Genomic DNA, 20,964 nt, shown 5'->3' with positions numbered 1-20,964 from the left:
CTTTGCACGTCCAGGAGTGGCTCGAAACGGTGCCACCGCTCAGCATCTATCTGCTGGTGGGGCTGGTCATCGGTCTGGAGAGCCTGGGCATCCCCCTGCCGGGCGAGATCATCCTGGTCTCCTCCGCGCTGCTCGCGTCCCAGCACGGCGAGATCAACCCGTTCATCCTCGGCGCCTGCGCCACGGCCGGCGCGATCATCGGCGACTCGATCGGCTACGCCATCGGTCGCAAGGGCGGACGTCCGCTGCTGGCCAAGCTCGGCCGGAGATTCCCCAAGCACTTCAGCGAGAGCAATATCGCGGTCGCCGAGCGGTCCTTCGACCGCTGGGGCATGTGGGCGGTCTTCTTCGGCCGCTTCATCGCCCTGCTGCGGATCTTCGCCGGCCCCCTCGCCGGCGTCCTGCAGATGCCGTACTGGCGCTTCCTGACGGCCAACGTCCTCGGCGGCGTCCTCTGGGCCGGCGGCACCACCGCCGTCATCTACTACGTCGGCGTGGTGGCCGAGGCCTGGCTCAAGCGCTTCTCGTGGCTGGGTCTGGTGCTGGCCGTGCTGATCGGCGCGACCTCGATGCTGGTGGTCAAGCGCAAGGCGAAGAAGGCGGCGGAGAAGGCCGAGGCGGGCGAGTCGGAACTGGTCCCGGCCGGGGACTGAGCCCCGCCCGAGGAGCCAGGAGCGCGGACCGCGCCGCCGACCGGTGGCGCGGCCCGCCCGCGTCGGTCTACGCGCCGTACTCCTCCTGCGCCGCGCGGTGGGCCTTCGCCAGCTCGGTGTAGTGCGTGCCGTTCAGCGTGACCCCCTCGCGCTCCTCGTCGGTGAGGGGACGCTTGACCTTCGCCGGCACGCCCGCGACCAGCGAACCGGGCGGCACCCGCATTCCCTGCGGCACCAGCGCCTGCGCCGCCACGAGTGACCCGGCTCCGATCACCGCGCCGTTGAGCACCGTGGCGCCCATCCCGATCAGGCAGTCGTCCTCGATGGTCGCCCCGTGCACGACGGCGTTGTGTCCGATCGAGACGCGCTCGCCGATCGAAACCGGGAATCCGAGGTCGACATGGAGCGTGCAGTTGTCCTGCACATTGCTGCCGGCCCCCACCACGATCGGCTCGAACTCGGCCCGCAGCACCGCGCCGTACCAGACGCTGGACCCGGCGTGCAGCGTCACGTCGCCGATCACCGCCGACGTGGGGGAGACGAACGCGGCGTCCTCCACGTCCGGCTTCCTGCCGCCGAACACCGTGATCAGGGCCCGCTGCCGATTCATTGCGCCTCCTGGTGGTGGATCAGTTTCCCTCCGCACCGTAAGCCATGGGCGTGGCGTCGCGTGGGGTGAAGATCACAGTCGAACGGCACGGTCCGGGTGCCGCCCGGTGAGTACGGTGAGCGGGTGCCCGGAAGTAAGAACACGTTCTCGTCATGGCGGCGTCGCGCGGTGCAGCGCGCCGTCCACGCGGGCTGGGAGTGGGTGCAGCGCACGGGGGCGGTGACCGCCGAGCGTCCCGGCCGCTTCCGGTTCGGCGCGATGGGAACCGGTACCAGACTGGCCTTCCCGCTCGGTACGGTCTTCGGGGAGCCGTGGATCCACCTGGGTGCCCACTGCATCATCGGCGAGCAGGTCACGCTGACCGCCGGGCTGATGCCCGACCTCGACCTCGGGGCGGAACCGATCCTGCGCATCGGCGACGGTGTCGTCCTCGGCCGGGGCAGCCATGTCATCGCCGACACCAGCGTGACCATCGGCAGCGACTGCTACTTCGGGCCGTATGTGTACGTGACCTCGACGAACCACTCGTACGACGACCCCCACGAGCCGATCGGCAGGCAGTGGCCGCGGATGGACCCGGTGTCGATCGGGCCCGGCTGCTGGATCGGTACGGGTGCGGTGATCCTGCCCGGAGCGCGGATAGGGCGGAACGTGGTGGTGGCGGCCGGGGCGGTCGTCCGGGGCGAGGTCCCGGACCACTCGGTGGTGGCCGGGGCGCCCGCGAGGGTCGTACGGCGGTGGGATCCGGTGGAGGGGTGGCAGCCGCCCATCCGTACGCCCGCGCCGGTGCCGATTCCTGACGGGGTCACGCCGGAGCAGTTGCTGGCGTTGGCCGAGTGGGAGGCGGAGGGGGCCGGGGAGTCCGCCTGAGAGCTCGATGGGGCGGGGGCGTTGGCGGCTGCGGGTTCGTCGTGGCCGGTCGCGCAGTGCCCCGCGCCCCTGGAGCGGCGGTGGGGTTTGCGGTGGTGACATGCTCAGCCTGTCGCCAGCAGCAGTGTGCCTGCCAGGGCCAGGCCCGCGCCGGCCGCCTGGATGGCGCGGAGACGTTCACCGAGCACGAAGCGGGCGGCCAGCGCGGTGATCACGGGGTACAGCGAGGCGAGGACGGCGGCGATGGTGACCGGGCCGTGCTGGGCGGCCAGCGAGTAGGTGCCGTTGGCGGCCACGTCCGCGAGGCCGACGAAGGCGAAGGCCGGGAGCGATCCGTAGGGCAAGCCCTCCGGCGGGAGGGCCGGCGTGCCGCGCCGCACCGAGACGCAGAGGACGGCGCCGCCCGCGACGGCGTTGGTGACACGCTGGACGAACAGGGCGAGGAACAGACCGGTGAGGGTCGAGGACGCCTCGGCGATCAGGGCCATCACCGCGCCGAAGCCGAAGGCCGCGACCAGGGTCAGGAGGATGGCCTGCCGTTGGACGGGGGCGCCCCGGAACTGCGGTCCGCCCGCCAGGACGACCCCGACGACGGCCACCAGGATGCCGGCGGTCTGCGGCAGGGCGGGGCGTTCGCCGAGGAAGAGCCCGACACCCACCGGGACGGCCACGCTCAGCGAGCCGAGCGGCGACACGACGCCCATGGGCCCGAGGGCCAGTGCCTTGTAGAAGGCCAGCATGGCGACCGGGCCCACCGCACCGGCGGCCACGGCGAACCACAGCCGGGGGCCGGCCTCGCTCCAGCCGCCGGTCGCCACCACGATCGCACCGAGCACGACGGCCGCCATCGTCTGCGAGACGACGACCACCGTGAGCGCCGGGACGCGTCGGCTCAGCAGCCCGCCGCCGAAGTCGGCCAGGCCCCACAACAGGCTGGTGGCCAGGGCGAAGAATGCGGTCATCGGGCAGCCTCGCAGTACAGTTCGGTGAACGTGGGGTGCACTCCACCGTAGTTCATTGCATTGAACGCTGTCATTCAGAATATTGGACGGAATGTGTCGGATCTCGACCTGCTGACCCAGTCCCTGGCGCGGAACGTCAGACGCTGGCGCACGGAGCGCGGCTTCACCCTGGACGCCCTGGCCGCCCGTGCCGGAGTCAGCCGCGGCATGCTCATCCAGATCGAGCAGGCCCGTACCAACCCCAGCCTCGGCACCGTCGTCAAGATCGGCGACGCCCTCGGTGTCAGCATCACCACCCTGCTCGACTACGAGCAGGGCCCCAGGGTCCGGGTGGTCCCTGCCGAGCAGGTGGTCCGGCTCTGGCACACCGACGCGGGCAGCTACAGCAGGCTCCTCGCCGGCACGGAGGCGCCCGGCCCGCTGGAGATGTGGGACTGGCGCCTGATGCCGGGCGAGGGCAGCGGGTCGGACCCGCACCCCGCCGGTACCGTCGAGATCGCGCACGTCACCGCGGGCGAGCTGACGCTCACCGTCGAGGGCACGGAGTACCGCGTACCGGCCGGCGCGAGCGTCACCTTCGAGGCCAACGCCGCGCACCGCTACGCCAATGAGGGCGACGTCCCGACGGAGATGGTGCTGACGGTCTCGGTGCCGCAGGTCCACTGAGACGTCGACTTCCCCGCTCCGGCCCTTTGTTAGCGTGCCGGTCATGCGCGCACCCATCGGAGACTTCGACCACGCCACCCCCGCCCCCGCATGCCTGGACGAACTCGTCGGGCCGGTCGCCGACGCCGTACGTCACTGGAGCGGCGCTGTACCCGCCGAGCAGATCCTGTACGTGGAGACGGACCCGCGGTGGGCAGACACCGCCGTGTTCGTCGAGCACTACGGGCGGGATCTGCTGGAGCGGTCCGCGAACTGCGTGGTCGTCGCCGGCAAGCGGGGCGGCGAGTCGAGCCTGGCGGCGTGCGTGGTGCTGTCCACGACCCGTGTCGACGTCAACGGCGTGGTCCGGCGGCAACTGGGTGCCCGCAAGGCATCCTTCGCGCCGATGGACACCGCCACCGGGGAGACGGGGATGGAGTACGGCGGCATCACCCCCGTCGGGCTGCCCGGGCACTGGCCCGTCCTCGTGGACTCCGCCGTGGTCGACCTGCCGTACGTCCTGGTCGGCAGTGGCCGACGGCGCGGCAAGCTGCTGGTGCCGGGCAAGGCGTTCGCGGAACTGCCGAACGCGGTGGTGCTGGAAGGGCTGGGGATCGCCTGACCTGTGCGGATCGCGGAAACGGCGACGCCGGGCCCCGGGCCTCGCGGCCCGGAACCCGGCGGAGTACGGCCGTACGCGACTCAGGCGGCCGCGGCGCCCGCCCGCGCGGTCAGCTGCTCGATGACGGCGGTGAGGCCGGTGACGACCTCGGCGTCGTCGGCCGGGTGGGTCTCGGCGAAGCGGACGACGGAGCCCGGGATGGAGAGCTTGGCGTCCTCCAGGACCGTGGCGCCCGCGACCCCCAGGGACTTGCGGGCCTCGTCCTGCGCCCACACGCCGCCGTACTGGCCGAACGCGGTGCCGACCACGGCGACCGGCTTGCCCGTGAACGAACCGGCACCGTACGGGCGGGACAGCCAGTCGATGGCGTTCTTCAGGACGGCCGGGATCGTGCCGTTGTACTCGGGCGAGAAGAGCAGGAAGCCGTCGGCCTGGCCGGCCGCCTCGCGCAGGCGCGCGGCGGTGCCCGGGAGGGCGTCCTCGTTGTCGATGTCCTCGTTGTAGAACGGAACGTCGGCCAGACCCTCGTACAGCTCGATCTCGACCCCCTCGGGGGCGTGCTTCACGGCCGCCTCGGCGAGCTGTCGGTTGTGCGAACCGGCGCGAAGGCTGCCGACGAGCGCGAGGATGCGTACGGACATGAGCTGACTCCTAGCAAGGGGTGGAAGCTTGAAGGCCGGATCCGGGGGTTAAGCGGACCGGGGTCCGTTGAAATTTGTAGCACCTATCCGGACCGCGGTCCACTTCCCTGTGGTGAGCGTTACGCTCTTTTCATGAACGAGCCGCTGCCACCCCTGGTCGGGCCCTCGGAAAGCGACCCTCTCGACGGGTTGATCGACTTCGTTCCGCCCGCCGGTGACCAGCCGCGACTGCGGGCGGACGCCGCACGCAACCGTGCCCGGCTGCTGGAGGTCGCCGCCCGGCTGGCCCAGGAATGCGGAGCGGGCAAGCTGACCATGGAGGCCGTGGCGACCGCCGCGCAGGTGGGCAAGGGCACCGTCTTCCGGCGTTTCGGCGACCGGACCGGACTCCTGGTCGCCCTCCTCGATCACCATGAGCGGGAGTTCCAGGCCGCGTTCCTGACCGGACCGCCGCCTCTCGGCCCGGACGCGCCGCCCGTCGAGCGGCTCCGGGCGTTCGGTGCGGCGGTCCTCCGGCACGAGAACGCCCACCGCGACCTCTATCTCGCCGCCGGCGCGGACGCCGCCCGCCGCTTCTCCGGCCCCGCAAACCAGCTGCGGCTCGGTCATCTGTGCATGCTGCTGCGCCGCGCCGAGGTCAAGGGGGATGTGGAGCTGATGGCACAGACCCTGCTCGGGTATCTGGACATCCATCTGGTCGACCATTTGGTCACCCGGCGGGGGATGTCGTTGGAGCGGCTGGAGCTGGGGTGGGGGGACCTGGTGGGCCGGTTCGTCCGGGCGGCGTGACGCCCGGCGGTCGCCCGGGGTGATTCATACCCCCTGGGCAAAAAAGCGACCGCTTGGTAACTTTACGGAGGTGTCGGTCGCCGGCACGCGTAGGCGCGAGGGGAGTGGGCAGATGGCCGACACGAACGAGACCCGGCCCGAGGCCGAGGGGACGGGGTTCTTCTCCTCCGTGGACGACGTCCTCGCGCAGCTCGCCGAAGCGGGCTATCTGGCCTCCACAGCCGTCGCCACCACGGTGTTCCTGGCCGACCGGCTGAGCAAGCCGCTGCTCGTGGAGGGCCCCGCGGGCGTCGGCAAGACCGAGCTGGCCAAGGCCGTCGCACGGGTCGGCGCCGCCCGTCTGGTCCGGCTCCAGTGCTACGAGGGCATCGACGAGTCCCGCGCCCTGTACGAGTGGAACCACGCCAAGCAGTTGCTGCGCATCAGCGCCGGACGCGACGAGGCCTGGGACGACACCCGCAACGACATCTTCAGCGACGAGTTCCTGCTCACCCGGCCCCTGCTCACCGCGATCCGGGGCGACGAGCCGACCGTTCTGCTCATCGACGAGACCGACAAGGCCGACGTCGAAGTCGAGGGGCTGCTCCTCGAAGTGCTCAGCGACTTCCAGGTCACCGTCCCCGAACTGGGCACCATCGCCGCCACCCGGCGCCCCTTCACGCTCCTCACCTCGAACGCCACCCGCGAACTCTCCGAGGCCCTCCGCCGCCGCTGTCTCTTCCTCCACCTCGACTTCCCCGACGCCGAGTTGGAGCAGCGGATCGTACGGCTCAAGGTGCCCGGCCTGGACGCCGTGCTCGCCGACTCCCTGGTCCGCGTCGTCGGGGCGCTGCGGGAGATGGACCTGCGCAAGGCGCCCTCGGTGGCCGAGACGATCGACTGGGCCCGCACCCTGCTGGCGCTCGGCGCCGACACCCTGGACGAGGCCGTCGTCCGGGACAGCCTGGGCGTGATCCTCAAACACCGCGACGACATCGACAAGGCCACACGGAAGCTGACCCTGGTATGACCGCCGGGGACGGCGTCGCGGCCTCCTCCGGCGCGCCGCTCTCCGAGCGGCTCACCGGCTTCGTACGGGCGTTGCGCGGCCACGGCATCCGGATCGGCCCCGGCGAGACCGTGGACGCGGCGTCCGTTCTGGAGGTGCTGGGCCTCGCCGACCGGGAGCGGATCCGTGAGGGCCTGGCGGCGGCGCTGCTGCGCGCCGACCGTCAGCGGGCCGTGTTCGACGCGGCCTTCGAGCTGTACTTCCCCCTCGGCGTGGGCGAGTTGACGGGGGCGTGGGAGGCACCGGCCGCGGACCGGGACGAGTTGCGCGCACGGCTCGCCGCCGCGCTCGCCGCCGGTGACCTCGCCGCGCTCAACCGGCTCGCCGGTGAGGCGGTGGAACTGCTCGGCCGGTACGGCTCGTCGCCCGAGTCGGGCGGCTGGTCGGCCCATCAGACGCTGGACCGCCTGCGTCCGCAGACGCTGCTCGCGGGAATCCTCGCGGCGCAGCGGGCCGGCGGAGGCGGCGGTGGTCCCGGCTTCGGGCCCGGGTCCGGCGTCGGGGCGGGAGGCGCGGGGGCCGGGGCGGGCTCGGGCGGCTCAGGTTCGGGCGGATTCACCGACCGGCTGGACGCCGACGAGATCCGGCGCCGCATCGAGGACTTCCGCGACCGGGTGCGCACCGAGGCGCGGCGGCGGGTCGCCGAGCGGCGTGGCGCGCAGTTGATCGCCCAGCGCGGCATCGCCCGGAGCGCGGACCAGGTCGACTTCCTCGTCGCGAACCGCGAACAACTCGTCGAACTCCGGCGCACCGTCCAGCCGTTGGCCCGCAAGCTGGCGACCCGGCTGGCCGCCCGGCGCCGCAGGGCCGCGCGGGGCCGGATCGACATCCGGCGCACGTTGCGCCGCTCACTGTCCACCGGGGGAGTGCCGCTGCGCCCGGCCTACCGGCGGCACCGGCCGGCCCGCCCGGAGATCGTGCTGATGTGCGATGTGTCCGGGTCGGTCGCCGGGTTCGCCAACTTCACGATGCTGCTGGTGCAGGCGATGCGGGACCAGTTCAGCAAGGTGCGGGTCTTCGCCTTCGTCAACAAGGTCGACGAGGTCACCCACCTCGTCACCACCGGTGAGGCCGATCCGGCGGAACTCGGCCGCCGGATCGCCGAGGAGGCGGCGATCAGCGGCTGGCACGGCAGCAGCGACTACGGGAGCGCGCTCGGGGAGTTCGCCGAGCGCCATCTCGACGCCGTGGGCCCCCGCACCTCGGTCATCATCCTCGGCGACGCCCGCACCAACGGGTTCGACCCCAACACGGCCGCCCTGCGCCGCATCGCCGGCCGCGCCCGCCGCGTCCACTGGCTCAACCCCGAGTCACCCGACGTGTGGTCCACGGGCGACTCCGCCGCGCACGTCTACGCCGAGGTCGTCGACATGCACGCCTGCCGCAACGCGCGGCGGCTCGGGGAACTGGTGACGCGGTTGCTGCCGGTGTGACGTGAAGCGCCCGGTGTGACACCAGGGGCGGGACGGGCCGGAGTCCGGTCCAGCTGCCGGGGCGCGACGGGCCGGAGGCGGTCCGGTTGCTGCGGCGTCGGCGGGGGCGGAGGCGGTCCGGTTGCTGCGGCGTCGGCGGGGGCGGAGGCGGTCCGGTTGCTGCGGCGTCGGCGGGGGCGGAGGCGGTCCGGTTGCTGGGGCGCCGGCGGGCCGCGTCAGTCCCGCCCGGTGTCGATCACACAGAACCGGTTTCCCTCGGTGTCCTCCAGGACGACGAAGTCGGAGTCCTCCTGGTACAGCTCCCACTCGACGCGGCGCGCCCCGAGGCCCACCAGCCGCTCGACCTCCGCCGCCTGGTCCGCCGCGTCCCCGGCGTAGAGGTCCAGATGCACCCGGGGCCGCTCCTGCACCGGCGTCTCGCTCAGCCCGAGCGACAACTGGGGCCGGGTCCCGTCGGGATGCACCAGCACCACCCAGTCGTCCTGCGGTTCCTCGCGCGGCACATAACCGAGAGCCTCCGTCCAGAACGCGGCCGCCCGCCGCACGTCGGACGCGCCCATCACCACGGATCCGATGCTCAGCATGAGCCGATTCTCGCGCAGCCCGCCGCCGCGCCGCTGCGTGTCCGCCGCCGCGCCGCTGCGTGTCCGCCGCCCCGCCGCTGCGTGTCCGCCGCCTTGCCGCGATCCTGGAGACAGACCTCGACGTCAGGAGGTGCGCCCATGCCCCGCACCGTCACCGTGGGCTTCGACGGTTCCCGCGAGAGCCTCGCCGCCGTCGAGTGGGCGGCTCGGGAGGCCCGGCTCCGCGCCCTGCCCCTGCTCCTGGTCAACGTCTGGGAACCGGTGCCCGAGCCGATGGGACGGTCCCCGATGCTGGGCCCGTCGGCGCAGCAGGGCTGGGCCGAACACGGTGTGACGTCGGCGGGTCCCGGGCCACGGCGGATCCTGAGCGAGGCCGCCGACGAGGTCCGGCGGCGTCATCCGGCCGTCCAGGTGGGTCTGGAGCAGCTGACGGGCCGGGCGGCGGAGGAACTGCTGAAGGCGGCCGCGGACGCGGAACTGCTGGTCCTCGGCTCGCACGGGCGGAGCGGTGTCGCGGGCTTCCTCGTCGGGTCCGTCGGACTGCACGTCGTCGCGCACACGGAGCGTCCGGTCGTCCTCGTCCGGGCCGGCGAGTCGGCCGCCGACGAGCACGCGCCGGATCCGCCGGGTGGCGCGTCCGCCGGGACGCCGTTTTGGCCCGTCGTCCTCGGCCTGGACGCCGCGCACCCGGACGAGACGCTGCTCCGGTTCGCCTTCGAGGCCGCCGCCCGGCGGAACACGGCGCTGCGGGTCGTGCACGACCCGGACCCCAAATCCCCCGCCGGGCCCACCCACGGGGACGCCTTCGCCGACGCACTGCTTCCCTGGCGAAGGGAGTTCGCCGCCGTCGAGGTCGTCGGGGAGTCCCGTCCCGGCAAGGCGGCGGACCACCTGGTCGCGGCGTCACGCGAGGCCTCGCTGGTCGTCGTCGGCCGTAAGGTGCGTCATTCCCCGCTCGGCACCCGCATCGGGCCCGTCACCCACGCGGTGCTGCACCACGCGGCGACCCCGGTGGCGGTTGTCGCCCACCCCTGAGCCGCCCCTGAGTCGCCCCGAGCCGCCCCGCGGACGGTCAGCCGATACGGGGGATCTCGATGGCCGGGCAGCGGTCCATGACCATGTCGAGCCCGGCGGCGCGGGTGCGCTCGTAGGCCTGCTCGTCGACGACGCCCAGCTGGAACCAGACGGCCTTGGCGCCGATCCGGACGGCCTCCTCGGCGACCGGACCGGCGAGGTCGCTGTTGACGAAGACGTCCACGACGTCCACCGGGAACGGGATGTCCGCGAGCGAGGCGTAACCCTGCTCGCCGTGGACGGTCTCGGCCTTGGGATGGACCGGCACGACCCGCTTGCCGTAGCGCTGGAGCACCTCGGCGACGCCGTACGCGGCGCGGCTGCGGTTGGTGGACAGGCCCACGACGGCCCAGGTGTCGCCGAGTTCCGTCAGCATCTTGCGGATCGTGGCGGCGTCGCCGTACATGTCCCGTCTCCTCATCTCCGTACGAGAGCGCCCGGTGCGGGCTGCCTGCGCCAACAGCGGAGCGTGCCCGGCGATTCCCGCGCCCCTGCGAGCGGCGTGGCAGGAGAGCGCCCGGGAGCGGGGCGGGGATCGTGTCGGTCCGCCGCACGGAATGTCGTGGTCCGCACTGCGCTCCGCCGCTCGCACGCCTACGCTCACTGCGTGCTGCGTATCACCGACGCCCGGACCGGCGAGCCCGTCGACGTCCACAGGGCACTCACCAGGGTCCACGCCCATGTGCCGACCGACGACGCATCGGGGCTGCGGGTGCTGCTGGTCGCCGACGTCCTCGCGCGCGCCCTGGACATGGGCGGTGTCCCCGTACTGCTGGTCGCCGATCCGCCCGCCGAGCTGCGGGGACGCGCCGACGACCTCGGCATCCGGCCGACGGAGGCCGCCGGGGCGGGCGGCGGGCGTCAGGTGCTGTGGGTGGCCGGCACCGGGGAGGCGGCGGGCGACGGCGTCGGCGTCGAGGTCGCCCCGGTCACCTGGCCGGAGGCACCTGCCGTGTCCGGCACCGCCCTGCGGCTCGCCCTGCTCCGCCAGCCCCGCCGCACCCCCGCCGCCCTCGACGCCACCGTCCTGGCCGAGGCTGACGAGGCCCTCGACACCTGGCGCGAGGCGGTGGCCGGCTGGGCCACCCGCCCGTCGAAGCCGATCCCGGACGACGTACGGCAGGCCCTGCGCACCGCCTGGGAGGACGACCTGGACATGCCCGCCGTGCTCGCCGTCCTGCGGGCCGTGGAACGGGCCGACGACGTGCCGGACGGGGCGAGGTTCGAGACGTTCGCCTACGCGGACCGGCTCCTCGGACTGGAGCTGACCCGGGAGATCGGAGCATCGGCATGAGCGGGCGGGGAGCGGGACCACTGCGCAGACTCGTCGTCCTGCGGCACGCCAAGTCGGCCTGGCCGGTGGGCGTGCCCGATCACGAACGGCCCCTGGCGCCGCGCGGTCGCCGTGACGCCCCCGCCGCCGGGCGGGCCCTCGCCGACGCGGACTGCCTGCCCGACCTGGCCCTGTGCTCCACCGCCGTACGCGCCCGACAGACCTGGGAGGCGGTCGCGGCCCAGTGGGGGACGCCGCCGCCCGTACGGCTCGATCCCCGCGTGTACGCCGCCGACGCCGCGGAACTGCTGGAGGTCGTGCGCGAAGTCCCCGACAGGGTCAGGACGCTGCTGCTGGTGGGGCACAACCCGGGCCTGGAGGAACTGGTGCTGGACCTGGCCGGGGACGCGCTCGACGACGCGCTGGACGCCGTCCGCGTCAAATTCCCGACCTCCGCCATCGCGGTCCTCGCCTGGCACGGCGACACCTGGGCCGCGCTCGCCCCGGGCACCGGACTGCTGACGGACCTGATCGTGGCCCGGGGCAGGAAGAAGGCCTGACCGGGTCCCGCCCGTCGGCGCGGGCGCCCCGGCGCGGACCCGTACGGGCTGCGCATAGGCTGGCCGGATGCAGGACGAGTACCGCACCGTCGCCCGCGCCGGCGTGCACGAGACCGAGGTCAACCGCTCACGGTTCCTGTGCGCGGTCGCCCCGGCCGCCACCGAGCGGGAGGCCCAGGAGTTCATCGCGGCCGTCCGCAAGGAGCACGCCGACGCCACGCACAACTGCTTCGCGTACGTCATCGGCGCCGACGCCGCCGTACAGAAGGCGGGCGACGACGGGGAGCCCGGCGGCACCGCCGGTGTCCCCATGCTGCAGATGCTGATGCGGCGTGACATGCGCTACGTCGTCGCCGTCGTCACCCGGTACTACGGCGGCGTCAAACTGGGCGCGGGCGGCCTCATCAGGGCGTACGGCGGTGCCGTGGGCGAGGCGCTGGACGCGCTCGGCACCCTCACCCGCCGACGCTTCCGCCTCGCCACGGTCACCGTCGACCACCAGCGCGCCGGCAAGGTGCAGAACGACCTGCGGGCCACCGGACGCGAGGTCCGCGACGTCCGCTACGGGGAGGCCGTCACCATCGAGATCGGGCTCCCCGACGCCGACGTGCCCGCCTTCCGCGCCTGGCTCGCCGACACCACCGCGGGCACGGCCGGCTTCGAACTGGGTGGAGAGGCGTACGGCGACGCGTGACGGGGGCGCCGGGAGTCGCCGACGGGACGTGACACTCTCCGGCGGTGACCGGTCGCGGCGCGAGGGCTGTGGAGGTTTCTCCCAATTCGGCGGATTTCCCTGCCGAATGTCGGCGCACTTCCGCGAACGGTGACTGTGCCGGACCGTGCGGGACCAGGTGCCGGCAGGTATTAGCGTGGTCGGTGCGTCGGCGCGGTGTGGGCCGGTCGCGGCGGGTCCGGGAGGGATGAGGGGAAAAATGCGGGTCGGAGTGGCGTCTTGAGGATTCTGCACACCTCCGACTGGCATCTCGGTCGGGCGTTCCACCGGGTGAGCATGCTGGGGGCGCAGGCCGAGTTCATCGGCCACCTCGTCGCGACCGTGCGGGAGCGCGAGGTGGACGCGGTGGTCGTCTCCGGTGATGTCTACGACCGGGCGGTGCCGCCGCTGGCCGCCGTCGAGCTCTACGACGACGCCCTGCACCGCCTCGCCGAGCTGGACGTCCCCACGGTGATGATCTCCGGCAACCACGACTCGGCGCGCCGGCTCGGTGTCGGCTCCGGGCTCATGGGCCGTGCGGGCATCCACCTGTGCACCGACGCCTCCGCGGCCGGTGTCCCGGTGATCCTTGCCGACGCCCATGGCGACGTCGCCTTCTACGGGCTGCCTTACCTCGAACCCGCGCTCGTCAAGGACGAGTTCGCGGTGGACAGGCCGGGGCACGAGGTGGTGCTCGCCGCCGCCATGGACCGGGTCCGCTCCGACCTGGCCACCCGCGCGCCGGGCACCCGTTCCGTCGTCCTCGCCCACGCGTTCGTCACCGGCGGAGCGGCCAGTGACAGCGAGCGGGACATCTCCGTCGGAGGGGTGTCCTCCGTGCCCGCCCAGGTCTTCGACGGCGTCGACTACGTCGCCCTGGGCCATCTGCACGGCAGCCAGACCATCACCGAACGCGTGCGCTACTCGGGTTCCCCGCTGCCGTACTCCTTCTCGGAGGCCGACCACCGCAAGAGCATGTGGCTGGTCGACCTCGGTGTCGACGGCTCGATCCGCGCCGAGCGCGTCGACTGCCCCGTGCCGCGCCGACTGGCCCGGGTCCGGGGCCGGTTGGACGAGCTGCTCGACGACCCCGGCCTCGCCCGGCACGAGGACGCGTGGGTCGAGGCCACCCTCACCGACCCGGTGCGGCCCGCCGAGCCCATGGCCCGGCTCTGCGCACGCTTCCCGCACACTCTCAGCCTCCTCTTCGACCCGGAACGCGCCCCCGACGACCCGGACGTGTCCTACGCCCGGCGCCTGGCGGGCCGTGACGACCAGCAGATCGCGGAGGACTTCGTGGCCCATGTGCGCGGCACCGGACCCGATGCCCACGAACAGGCCGTGCTCAGGGACGCCTTCGACGCCGTACGGGCCGACGAGACCCTCGGGGAGACCGCCCGATGAGACTGCACCGGCTCGACATCACCGCCTTCGGCCCCTTCGGCGGCACCCAGTCCGTCGACTTCGACGACCTCTCGGCCGCCGGACTCTTCCTGCTGCACGGCCCGACCGGCGCCGGCAAGACCTCCGTCCTGGACGCCGTCTGCTATGCGCTGTACGGCTCGGTGCCCGGCGCCCGCCAGAGCGGCCAGGCCACCACCCTGCGCAGCGACCACGCCGACCCGTCGACGCGCACCGAGGTCCGCCTCGAACTGACCGTCGCCGGACGCCGGTTGGAACTCACCCGGCAACCGCCCTGGGAGCGGCCCAAGAAGCGCGGCACGGGCACCACGCTCGACAAGGCGCAGAGCCGGCTGCGGGAGTACGACGCCGCCGGCGGCTCCTGGAAGGACCTCAGCCGGTCCCACCAGGAGATCGGCGAGGAGATCACCCAGGCCCTGGGCATGAGCCGGGAGCAGTTCTGCCAGGTGGTGCTGTTGCCGCAGGGCGACTTCGCCCGCTTCCTGCGGGCCGACGCCGAGGCGCGTGGCCGCCTGCTCGGCCGGCTCTTCGACACCCAGCGCTTCGCCGCGGTCGAGAAGCGCCTCGCCGACCGGCGCCGGGCGACCGAGGCACGGGTGCGCGAGGGCGACGCCGACCTGCTCGCGGACGCCCACCGTATGCAGCAGGCCGCCGGGGACGACCTCGAACCGCCCCGGCTCGCGCCGGGCGACCCGGGACTCGCCGAAGCGGTCCTCGGCTGGGCCGCCGTCGCCCGCAGCACCGCACGGGAACGGCTCACCATCGCCCATGGCGCGCGGGCGGCGGCGGAGTCGGCGCACGCGGCCGCCGAGCGCGACCTGGACGACGTACGCGAGGTGGCGCGGCTCCAGCGGCGGTTCGCTCAGGCGCGGGAGCGGGCCGCGAGGCTGGAGGAGCGGGCCGACGCCCACCAGGAGGACCGGGCCCGCATGGAACGGGCCCGCAAGGCCGAGGCCGTGGCACCGGCGCTGGACCTGCGGGACGAGGCCGAGTCCGAGCACCGGCGGGCGAGCGCGGACGAGGCACGCACACGTGCCGCCCTCCCTGCGGAACACGCCGACGCCGGTGCCGCCGGGCTCGCGACCGCCGCCCGGAAGGTCGCGCAGGAGCTGGGCGGTCTGGAGTCGGCCCGCCGCGCGGAGCGGAAGCTGGCCGACCTCCTCGCGGAGCGCGCGGCACTCGACAGCGAGGAGCGCGCGGACGAGGACGTCCTCCAGGACGCCGAGGGCTGGCTCGACGGGTGGGAGACGGCACGGGCCGCGCTGCAGGGCCGTGTCGAGGCCGCCCAGGAGGCCGCCACCCGGGCCGAACAGCTCGCCGTCCGGCGCGAGCCCGCCGGGAAACGGCTCCGGGCAGCCCGTGAGCGGGACCGGCTGGGCCGGGACACCGACGAGGCCCGGGCGAGCGTGCTCCGGCTCGCGGAGCGGGCCGCGGACGCGCGCGCCCACTGGCTGGACCTCAAGGAACAGCGTCTGAAGGGCGTCGCGGCGGAGCTTGCCGCCGAACTGGTCGACGGCGAGCCGTGTGCAGTCTGCGGGGGCACCGAACACCCCGCGCCCGCCCGCAAGGTCGCCGGGCACGTCGACCGGGAGGCGGAGGAAGGGGCACTCACCGCGTTCCAGCGGGCCGACGAGGAGCGCGCCGAGGCCGAACAGCGCCTCGGGCTCGTCCAGCGGGCGCTGGCCGCCGCGAGCGCCGAGGCCGGTGACGCCCCGACGGAGCGGCTCGCCTCGCAGGCCGAGGAGGTGGAGCGGGACTACGCGGAGGCCCGGCGGGGCGCCATGGACCTGCACCCCGCCCAGGAGGCGCTGCTGCACGCCGAGCGGGAGCGCGACCGGCGGGCCGCCGCACGGCAGGAGGCAGCGGTCAGGGCCGCCACCCGCAACACCCGGCGGGACACCCTGGAACGGGAACGGGCCGCTCTGGAGGAGGAGTTGGCGCAGGCCAGGGGCGAGGCCGAGAGCGTGGCCGCGCGGGCCGCGCAACTGGAGCTGCGGGCAGCCCGGCTCGCCGAGGCAGCCGAGGCGGCGCGCACCGCCGACGACACCGCGCAGCGGCTGAAGGACGCCGACGCGCGCCTCGCCGACGCCGCTTTCCGCGCCGGGTTCGACACACCGCAGGAAGCCGCCGCGGCGCTTCTCGACGACGCGGCCCACCGGGATCTGCAGCGGCGCCTCGACGCGTGGCAGTCGGAGGAGGCGGCGGTGCGGGCCGTGCTCGCCGAGGCCGATACGGCCGCCGCGGCCCAGCACCCCCCCGCCGATGTCGCCGCCGCCGAGCGGGCCGCCGAGGCCGCGGCCACGCGCCTCCAGCGGACCGTGTCCGCGTGGGACGAGGCCGAGCGGCGCCGCACCGAACTCGACCGGCTGTCCGCGAGGGCCACCGCCTCCGTACGGCGGCTGGCGCCGCTGCGCGAGGAGTACGACCGCGTCGCCCGTATGGCGGGACTCGCCGCCGGCACCGCCGCCGACAACGAGCGCAGGATGCGTCTGGAGGCGTACGTCCTGGCCGCCCGCCTCGAACAGGTCGCCGCCGCCGCCACCGTACGGCTCCAGCGGATGTCCTCGGGCCGCTACACCCTCGTCCATTCCGACGACCGGTCCGGGCGCGGGCGCAGCGGACTGGGACTGCATGTCGTCGACGCATGGACCGGCCGGGAGCGGGACACGGCCACGCTCTCGGGCGGCGAGACGTTCTTCGCGTCGCTCGCGCTCGCGCTGGGCCTCGCCGACGTCGTCACCGACGAGGCGGGCGGGGTACGCCTGGACACCCTCTTCATCGACGAGGGGTTCGGCAGCCTCGACGACCAGACCCTCGACGAGGTCCTCGACGTCCTCGACTCGCTCCGCGAACGGGACCGCAGCGTCGGCATCGTCAGCCATGTCGGGGATCTGCGGCGGCGCATCCACGCCCAGCTGGAGGTCGTGAAGGAGCGGTCGGGATCGGTCGTGCGGCAGCGGACCACGGGGTGACGGTGCGCGGCCCGCAGGCATGGGGACGGGCGTCAGTGACCCAGCGGTCGCCGGGGGAGCGGTGAGGAGTACACGACGCTGGTGGTGACGGAGCCCAGCGAGCCGATCTTGCCCGACACCTCCTCCAGGTGGCGCATCGAACGGGCGGCGACCTTGATCACGAAGCAGTCGTCGCCCGTGACGTGATGCGCCTCCAGGATCTCGGGGGTGACGGCCACCAGGTCGTGGAAGGGCTTGTAGTTGCCGTTGGGGTACCGGAGGCGGACGAACGCCAGGATCGGCAGACCGAGCCGCTCCGGGTCCACCACGGCCGCGTACCCCTCGATCACGCCCGCCTCTTCCAGCCGTCGCACCCGTTCGGTGACGGCACTCGCGGACATCGACACGGCACGCGCCAGATCGGCGAAGCTCACCCGGCCCTCCCGCTGGAGGACTTCGAGGATGCGCCAGTCGGTGGCGTCCGGCACGTGCGGGGAATTCACGGTCATGGGGGAGGGATACCAGGGGAATCCCCGGCTGGGCAAGGCTCGGGCCGTGGAATGCCCCTTCAGGAAGGTGATCACCCCTCGTAGATTTCTGGTCGACGGGGCCGGGCCGCGGCCCCGTCGAGGAGCCGGCGCAGCGCCGGGCAGAGAGAGGCCCCCCAGATGAGCACCACGACCGCCGTGAACCCCGTCCTGCGTGTCCCGCCCGCCGCCCCGGCCGAGGCCGCCGCGTACTTCCGGGCCAGTCTCGTCTTCCACGCCGATGTCTCCGACGTGGCCGCCGCCCTCGCCGCCGACGGTGACCCCGGATTCGTCGTCCTCGACTCCCGCTCCACCGAGTCCTGGGACCAGGGGCACATCCCCGGCGCGATCCACCTGCCCACCGCCCTCGTCCCCGAGCAGGCCGAGCAGCTCCTCGACAGGTCCGTGCCGGTCGTCACCTACTGCTGGGGCCCCGGCTGCAACGGCGCGACCCGTGCCGCCCTCGCCCTCGCCGAACTCGGCTTCAAGGTCAAGGAGATGCTCGGCGGCTTCGAATACTGGGTCCGTGAGGGCTTCGCGTACGAGACCTGGGAGGGCTCCGGGCGCCGCTCGGCCGACCCGCTGACCGCGCCGGTGGACGCCGAGGACTGCGGCTGCTGACCACCGCCCTGGCCCTTGCTGGCAGCCCGTCAAGAAGCCTGCGAGCCCGGCGAGTTGGGCGAGGCGTCGGGCGTGTAGCTTCTGGGCATGGCTCGATACGCGGATCCGGTGGTTCCAGGTGTGGTGCGGTGGGTGGAGTCGAGCGGGGGACCGCTGATAGCCGTTCCGGAAGCGGTCCTGCCGTTCTGGGCGGGTGCCGACGGCGACGAGACGTCCTCCGACCACGACCGCGCCTGCGAGATCGGCGGCCACGCCGGGCTCCTGCCCGTCGGCGACACCCGCGCCCTGGTACTGGGCGACGAACCTGCCGCCACCGCGTACCTCCCCGAGCACGGCACCTTCGTACGCCGCTACGCGACCGGCCCCGAGGACCGGCTTCTGGCGGATGTGCCGACGGCCCTGGACATCGCCGCATGGGAGCCCGAGTTGGAGTGGCGTGTGCCGGGCCCGCTCGTCCTCTTCGACGCGGCCCGGCCCGGAGGTGCCGCCACCACGACCGATCATGTGCGGGTGGAGCTGGAGCCCGGGTGCTACGGGGTCAGCGCGGCGTACGTCTCGACGGGGCCGGAGACATGGCTCGGTCTGGTGCGGGTCAGACCGTCGGGGGGCTGAACGCACCGCCGTTCGCCGGCCGGCGGCCGGGCCCGTGGTGCGGTCGGCGGGCCCGGCACGCTCGGGTCACAGCTGGGAGAGTTCGTCCACCAGGTCGTCCAGGCCCAGGGAGCCCTGGGAGAGGGCGGCCATGTGCCAGGCCTTGGCGTCGAAGGCGTCGCCGCGGCGCTGCCGGGCCCTCTCGCGGCCGAGGAGCCAGGCGCGCTCGCCGAGCTTGTAGCCGATGGCCTGACCGGGCATCGTCAGATAGCGCGTCATCTCGCTCTCCACGAAATCCGCCGGGCGGCTGCTGTGGGAGCCGAAGAACTCCTGGGCCAGCTCGGGCGTCCAGCGCTCGCCCGGGTGGAAGAGGGAGTCCGCGGGGATCTCCAGCTCCAGGTGCATACCGATGTCGACGATGACCCGGGTCGCGCGCATCATCTGCGCGTCGAGATAACCGAGCCGCTCCTCCGCGTCCTCCAGGAAGCCCAGCTCGTCCATCAGCCGCTCCGCGTACAGCGCCCAGCCCTCCGCGTTGGCGCTGACCCCGCCGACGGTCGCCTGGTAGCGGGAGAGGTCGTCCTTGACGTACACCCACTGCGCGAGCTGGAGGTGATGGCCGGGGACGCCCTCGTGATACCAGGTGGACACCAGGTCGTACACCGGGAAGCGGGTCTCCCCCATCGTCGGCAGCCAGGTGCGGCCCGGACGGGAGAAGTCCTCGCTCGGCGCCGAGTAGTACGGAGCGGCCGCACCGCCGGGCGGGGCGATGCACGACTCGACCTTCTTCACCGGCTCCGCCAGATCGAAGTGGGTACCGTCGAGCGCCTCGATCGCCCCGTCCATCAGCGACTGGAGCCACTCGCGGACCTCGTCGACGCCCTCGATGTGCCGGCCGTGCTCGTCCAGGTGCGCCAGCGCCACCCAGGGCGTCTCGGCTCCGGGCAGGATCTTCTCGGCCTCCTGCCGCATCTCGCCGAGCAGCCGGTGGAACTCCGACCAGCCGTACGCGTACGCCTCGTCGAGGTCCAGGTCCGCCCCTGTGAAGTAGCGGGCCATGCGGGCGTAACGCTCCCGGCCCACCGTGTTCGGGGCGCCCTCGATCGCCGGCGCGTACACGTCGCGCATCCAGTCGCGGAGCTCGACCACGGCCCGCGTCGCCCCGCGGGCCGCCTCGTCCAGCCCGGCGCGCAGGGACTCGGGGCCCGTCGACGCGAACTCCTCGAACCAGCCGCGCCCCGCGCCGTCCGTGTCCGCCCACTCGGTGAGCTGCCCGATGAAGGTCGCGGTCGGCCGCGGAGCCGCGTACAGCTTGCGCTCCAGGCCGAGGGCGAGCGACTCGCGGTACCCCGCGAGCGCCGTCGGCACCGCGCGCAGCCGCTCCGCGATCGCCGCCCAGTCCTCCTCGGTCTTGGCCGGGGTGAGGGTGAAGACCTCCCGCACCTCGTGCGGTGGCGTCACCATGTTGCCGACCGCGCGCAGATGCTCGTCGGCGTCGTGCACGGCGAGTTCGGCGGTGAGGCGCTCGCGCAGCAGGCGCGCGCACCGGCGTTCGATGGCGCTGTCCGCGCCCGGTTGCCGCTCCGCCTCGTCGAGCCGGGCGAGCGTTGTCCGGATCAGCTCCGCGCGGGCCTCCAGACCGGCCGGCGAGGTGTCCGGCAGCTTGCTCGAACTCTCCTTCACACCGAGGTACGTACCTGTCACGGGGTCGAGGGCGATGAGGTCGTCGACATACGCGTCGGCGACCTCGCGGGGCAGGGCACTCTTGGTGTCAGACATGCCGACAATCTTGGTACGGCGACAGCTCTCCGTCAGCTGCTTGACCGGGTGTTGAGCCTTACGGCGGCTGGATTCCGCTCACGGCGCAGCGCCCGGCACCGCTCAGGCCGCGGACCGTCCGGCATCCGGCGGCAGCAGCGGCCCGCACTCCCACTGCTGGAAGATCAACCTGGTCTCCACCCGCGCCACTTCGCGCCGGGACGTGAACTCGTCGAGCACCAGTCGCTGGAGATCCGCCATGTCCGCGACCGCGACATGCACGAGATAGTCGTCCGGCCCCGTGAGGTGGTACACGGTCCGCGACTCGGGCAGCGCCCGGATCCGCTCCACGAACGGACCCACCAGCTCCCGCCGGTGCGGTCTGACCTGGACCGACAACAGCGCCTCCAGCCCCCGCCCGAGCTTGGCCGGATCGAGTCGCAGCTGATGGCCGAGGATCACTCCGCAGCGGCGCAGCCGGGTCACCCGGTCCAGACACGTCGACGGCGCGACCCCCACCTGCGCGGCGAGATCGCGGTAGGTCGCCCGTGCGTCGTTCTGCAACAGGCGCAGAAGGTGGAGGTCCACCGGATCCAGTACGACAGATTCGGCCATTGT

23 protein-coding genes are annotated in these 20,964 nt (G+C 73.3%); 15 read left to right on the top strand and 8 right to left on the bottom strand.

Features of this window, described 5'->3' with window-relative positions; all coding sequences use genetic code 11:
* Positions 1-2: 2 nt before the first annotated feature.
* On the top strand, positions 3-653 hold the full coding sequence (locus ACZ43N_RS19700; RefSeq protein ID WP_468098949.1) for a DedA family protein: 651 nt from the start codon (positions 3-5) through the stop codon (positions 651-653).
* Between the two features lie 67 nt (positions 654-720).
* On the opposite strand, the gene ACZ43N_RS19695 is transcribed toward ACZ43N_RS19700, so the two are convergent.
* Positions 721-1,263: a gamma carbonic anhydrase family protein gene (locus ACZ43N_RS19695; protein WP_468098948.1), complete on the bottom strand. Its 543-nt coding sequence runs from the start codon at positions 1,261-1,263 to the stop codon at positions 721-723.
* Positions 1,264-1,386: 123 nt separating this feature from the next.
* Between ACZ43N_RS19695 and ACZ43N_RS19690 the strand changes: the two genes are divergently transcribed.
* A complete protein-coding gene (locus ACZ43N_RS19690; RefSeq protein ID WP_468098946.1) occupies positions 1,387-2,133 on the top strand; it encodes an acyltransferase in 747 nt (248 codons plus the stop codon).
* A 104-nt stretch (positions 2,134-2,237) separates the two neighbouring features.
* On the opposite strand, the gene ACZ43N_RS19685 is transcribed toward ACZ43N_RS19690, so the two are convergent.
* Positions 2,238-3,095: an EamA family transporter gene (locus tag ACZ43N_RS19685; RefSeq protein WP_468098945.1), complete on the bottom strand. Its 858-nt coding sequence runs from the start codon at positions 3,093-3,095 to the stop codon at positions 2,238-2,240.
* Positions 3,096-3,188: 93 nt separating this feature from the next.
* Here ACZ43N_RS19685 and ACZ43N_RS19680 point away from each other — a divergent pair, with 93 nt between their 5' ends.
* Together ACZ43N_RS19680 and ACZ43N_RS19675 are read left to right on the top strand one after the other, a co-directional pair.
* A complete protein-coding gene (locus ACZ43N_RS19680; RefSeq protein WP_468098944.1) occupies positions 3,189-3,761 on the top strand; it encodes a helix-turn-helix domain-containing protein in 573 nt (190 codons plus the stop codon).
* Positions 3,762-3,804: 43 nt separating this feature from the next.
* Positions 3,805-4,362, top strand: coding sequence for a YbaK/EbsC family protein (locus tag ACZ43N_RS19675; protein WP_468098943.1), 558 nt, complete (start codon positions 3,805-3,807; stop codon positions 4,360-4,362).
* 80 nt (positions 4,363-4,442) lie between these two features.
* Here ACZ43N_RS19675 and ACZ43N_RS19670 read toward each other — a convergent pair whose 3' ends face one another.
* The gene (locus ACZ43N_RS19670) at positions 4,443-5,003 is read right to left on the bottom strand and encodes an NADPH-dependent FMN reductase (protein ID WP_468098942.1); all 561 of its coding nucleotides are present in this window, start codon (positions 5,001-5,003) and stop codon (positions 4,443-4,445) included.
* A gap of 132 nt (positions 5,004-5,135) precedes the next feature.
* On the opposite strand from ACZ43N_RS19670, the gene ACZ43N_RS19665 reads away from it, so the two are divergent.
* From ACZ43N_RS19665 to ACZ43N_RS19655, 3 genes are all read left to right on the top strand, one after another.
* Positions 5,136-5,792 carry a TetR/AcrR family transcriptional regulator gene (locus tag ACZ43N_RS19665; protein ID WP_468098941.1) on the top strand — a complete coding sequence of 219 codons (657 nt, stop codon included), beginning with the start codon at positions 5,136-5,138 and terminating at the stop codon, positions 5,790-5,792.
* Between the two features lie 112 nt (positions 5,793-5,904).
* The gene (locus tag ACZ43N_RS19660) at positions 5,905-6,801 is read left to right on the top strand and encodes an AAA family ATPase (protein WP_468098940.1); all 897 of its coding nucleotides are present in this window, start codon (positions 5,905-5,907) and stop codon (positions 6,799-6,801) included.
* Complete coding sequence (locus ACZ43N_RS19655) at positions 6,798-8,273, top strand: vWA domain-containing protein (protein ID WP_468098939.1); 1,476 nt, start codon at positions 6,798-6,800, stop codon at positions 8,271-8,273. Before ACZ43N_RS19660 ends, ACZ43N_RS19655 begins: the two co-directional genes overlap by 4 nt.
* A gap of 215 nt (positions 8,274-8,488) precedes the next feature.
* Here the strand turns inward: ACZ43N_RS19655 and ACZ43N_RS19650 are convergent, their stop codons facing one another.
* Positions 8,489-8,857, bottom strand: coding sequence for a VOC family protein (locus tag ACZ43N_RS19650; protein WP_468098938.1), 369 nt, complete (start codon positions 8,855-8,857; stop codon positions 8,489-8,491).
* Positions 8,858-8,995: 138 nt separating this feature from the next.
* On the opposite strand from ACZ43N_RS19650, the gene ACZ43N_RS19645 reads away from it, so the two are divergent.
* Positions 8,996-9,892, top strand: coding sequence for a universal stress protein (locus tag ACZ43N_RS19645; protein ID WP_468098936.1), 897 nt, complete (start codon positions 8,996-8,998; stop codon positions 9,890-9,892).
* 37 nt (positions 9,893-9,929) lie between these two features.
* Here ACZ43N_RS19645 and ACZ43N_RS19640 read toward each other — a convergent pair whose 3' ends face one another.
* Complete coding sequence (locus ACZ43N_RS19640) at positions 9,930-10,337, bottom strand: CoA-binding protein (protein ID WP_468098934.1); 408 nt, start codon at positions 10,335-10,337, stop codon at positions 9,930-9,932.
* A 201-nt stretch (positions 10,338-10,538) separates the two neighbouring features.
* Here ACZ43N_RS19640 and ACZ43N_RS19635 point away from each other — a divergent pair, with 201 nt between their 5' ends.
* The 5 genes from ACZ43N_RS19635 (at position 10,539) to ACZ43N_RS19615 (ending at position 16,870) form a co-directional block, all read left to right on the top strand.
* A complete protein-coding gene (locus ACZ43N_RS19635) occupies positions 10,539-11,225 on the top strand; it encodes a hypothetical protein (protein ID WP_468098933.1) in 687 nt (228 codons plus the stop codon).
* Positions 11,222-11,764: a SixA phosphatase family protein gene (locus ACZ43N_RS19630; RefSeq protein WP_468098932.1), complete on the top strand. Its 543-nt coding sequence runs from the start codon at positions 11,222-11,224 to the stop codon at positions 11,762-11,764. The genes ACZ43N_RS19635 and ACZ43N_RS19630 overlap by 4 nt, the downstream gene beginning before the upstream one ends.
* Positions 11,765-11,831: 67 nt before the next feature.
* Positions 11,832-12,458 (top strand): YigZ family protein, encoded by a 627-nt coding sequence (locus ACZ43N_RS19625; protein WP_468098931.1) that lies wholly within the window; start codon positions 11,832-11,834, stop codon positions 12,456-12,458.
* 258 nt (positions 12,459-12,716) lie between these two features.
* The gene (locus ACZ43N_RS19620) at positions 12,717-13,880 is read left to right on the top strand and encodes an exonuclease SbcCD subunit D (RefSeq protein ID WP_468098930.1); all 1,164 of its coding nucleotides are present in this window, start codon (positions 12,717-12,719) and stop codon (positions 13,878-13,880) included.
* Complete coding sequence (locus ACZ43N_RS19615) at positions 13,877-16,870, top strand: AAA family ATPase (RefSeq protein ID WP_468098929.1); 2,994 nt, start codon at positions 13,877-13,879, stop codon at positions 16,868-16,870. Before ACZ43N_RS19620 ends, ACZ43N_RS19615 begins: the two co-directional genes overlap by 4 nt.
* 32 nt (positions 16,871-16,902) lie before the next feature.
* On the opposite strand, the gene ACZ43N_RS19610 is transcribed toward ACZ43N_RS19615, so the two are convergent.
* Positions 16,903-17,358, bottom strand: a complete 456-nt coding sequence (locus ACZ43N_RS19610; RefSeq protein ID WP_468098928.1) for an Lrp/AsnC family transcriptional regulator — start codon at positions 17,356-17,358, stop codon at positions 16,903-16,905.
* A 159-nt stretch (positions 17,359-17,517) separates the two neighbouring features.
* Between ACZ43N_RS19610 and ACZ43N_RS19605 the strand changes: the two genes are divergently transcribed.
* Entirely contained in the window at positions 17,518-17,997 is a 480-nt protein-coding gene (locus tag ACZ43N_RS19605) for a rhodanese-like domain-containing protein (protein ID WP_468098927.1), read from the top strand.
* A gap of 87 nt (positions 17,998-18,084) precedes the next feature.
* On the top strand, positions 18,085-18,609 hold the full coding sequence (locus ACZ43N_RS19600; protein WP_468098925.1) for an immunity 21 family protein: 525 nt from the start codon (positions 18,085-18,087) through the stop codon (positions 18,607-18,609).
* A gap of 66 nt (positions 18,610-18,675) precedes the next feature.
* Here the strand turns inward: ACZ43N_RS19600 and ACZ43N_RS19595 are convergent, their stop codons facing one another.
* Together ACZ43N_RS19595 and ACZ43N_RS19590 are read right to left on the bottom strand one after the other, a co-directional pair.
* On the bottom strand, positions 18,676-20,367 hold the full coding sequence (locus ACZ43N_RS19595; RefSeq protein WP_468098924.1) for a DUF885 domain-containing protein: 1,692 nt from the start codon (positions 20,365-20,367) through the stop codon (positions 18,676-18,678).
* Positions 20,368-20,469: 102 nt separating this feature from the next.
* Entirely contained in the window at positions 20,470-20,961 is a 492-nt protein-coding gene (locus ACZ43N_RS19590; protein ID WP_468098923.1) for an Lrp/AsnC family transcriptional regulator, read from the bottom strand.
* Positions 20,962-20,964: the final 3 nt, after the last annotated feature.

The organism is Streptomyces sp. NPDC030814 (assembly GCF_055572155.1).
Note: the sequence above shows the minus strand (reverse complement) of the source record. Positions and strands in the feature narration are given on the sequence as shown.

Coding starts and splice junctions, on each gene's coding strand:
- ACZ43N_RS19695 (WP_468098948.1), bottom strand. CDS start 1,263: ATGAATCGGCAGCGGGCCCTGATCACGGTGTTCGGCGGCAGGAAGCCG.
- ACZ43N_RS19685 (WP_468098945.1), bottom strand. CDS start 3,095: ATGACCGCATTCTTCGCCCTGGCCACCAGCCTGTTGTGGGGCCTGGCC.
- ACZ43N_RS19675 (WP_468098943.1), top strand. CDS start 3,805: ATGCGCGCACCCATCGGAGACTTCGACCACGCCACCCCCGCCCCCGCA.
- ACZ43N_RS19670 (WP_468098942.1), bottom strand. CDS start 5,003: ATGTCCGTACGCATCCTCGCGCTCGTCGGCAGCCTTCGCGCCGGTTCG.
- ACZ43N_RS19665 (WP_468098941.1), top strand. CDS start 5,136: ATGAACGAGCCGCTGCCACCCCTGGTCGGGCCCTCGGAAAGCGACCCT.
- ACZ43N_RS19660 (WP_468098940.1), top strand. CDS start 5,905: ATGGCCGACACGAACGAGACCCGGCCCGAGGCCGAGGGGACGGGGTTC.
- ACZ43N_RS19655 (WP_468098939.1), top strand. CDS start 6,798: ATGACCGCCGGGGACGGCGTCGCGGCCTCCTCCGGCGCGCCGCTCTCC.
- ACZ43N_RS19650 (WP_468098938.1), bottom strand. CDS start 8,857: ATGCTGAGCATCGGATCCGTGGTGATGGGCGCGTCCGACGTGCGGCGG.
- ACZ43N_RS19645 (WP_468098936.1), top strand. CDS start 8,996: ATGCCCCGCACCGTCACCGTGGGCTTCGACGGTTCCCGCGAGAGCCTC.
- ACZ43N_RS19640 (WP_468098934.1), bottom strand. CDS start 10,337: ATGTACGGCGACGCCGCCACGATCCGCAAGATGCTGACGGAACTCGGC.
- ACZ43N_RS19630 (WP_468098932.1), top strand. CDS start 11,222: ATGAGCGGGCGGGGAGCGGGACCACTGCGCAGACTCGTCGTCCTGCGG.
- ACZ43N_RS19625 (WP_468098931.1), top strand. CDS start 11,832: ATGCAGGACGAGTACCGCACCGTCGCCCGCGCCGGCGTGCACGAGACC.
- ACZ43N_RS19615 (WP_468098929.1), top strand. CDS start 13,877: ATGAGACTGCACCGGCTCGACATCACCGCCTTCGGCCCCTTCGGCGGC.
- ACZ43N_RS19610 (WP_468098928.1), bottom strand. CDS start 17,358: ATGACCGTGAATTCCCCGCACGTGCCGGACGCCACCGACTGGCGCATC.
- ACZ43N_RS19605 (WP_468098927.1), top strand. CDS start 17,518: ATGAGCACCACGACCGCCGTGAACCCCGTCCTGCGTGTCCCGCCCGCC.
- ACZ43N_RS19600 (WP_468098925.1), top strand. CDS start 18,085: ATGGCTCGATACGCGGATCCGGTGGTTCCAGGTGTGGTGCGGTGGGTG.
- ACZ43N_RS19595 (WP_468098924.1), bottom strand. CDS start 20,367: ATGTCTGACACCAAGAGTGCCCTGCCCCGCGAGGTCGCCGACGCGTAT.
- ACZ43N_RS19590 (WP_468098923.1), bottom strand. CDS start 20,961: ATGGCCGAATCTGTCGTACTGGATCCGGTGGACCTCCACCTTCTGCGC.